The sequence below is a fragment of the Pseudomonas sp. F01002 genome, from assembly GCF_004402115.1.
GTDB classification, from domain to species: domain Bacteria; phylum Pseudomonadota; class Gammaproteobacteria; order Pseudomonadales; family Pseudomonadaceae; genus Aquipseudomonas; species Aquipseudomonas frigoris.
The window spans coordinates 1-304 of sequence record NZ_SOPU01000039.1; the positions used below are offsets into that span (position 1 = coordinate 1).

Here is a 304-nt window from a genome sequence, read left to right on the forward strand (position 1 = left end):
ACGGTGATGCCACCCTCGGGAACAGGCCCTCTGGAGTCCGACACGGTGGTAAGGGTGGGGGTAATCAATGCCACCGCTCTGATGGTATAGGTGCGCAGCGGGAAGGTCACCGCCGTAGCGGTATCGAGCACCTTATCGAAGTTCACCCGGAAGGTGACCTTTAGCTCGCTGCCGTCCTTGAGTGTTTTCAGCCAGTCCCTGGGGGCCAGCGAGATCGGCCCTGACGTCGAAGCATGCGGCACACCGGCCCAGACGACCTGCTCGGTCGGTGCGCCGTTATCCAGGATGCCGTCATAGCGCAGCC

General features: G+C 62.8%; 1 protein-coding gene. It reads right to left on the reverse strand.

Annotation, left to right across the window (positions count from 1 at the left end; translation table 11 throughout):
- Positions 1–304: hypothetical protein (locus E3W21_RS31275; protein ID WP_166793879.1), on the reverse strand; the 304-nt coding region annotated here is incomplete at both ends.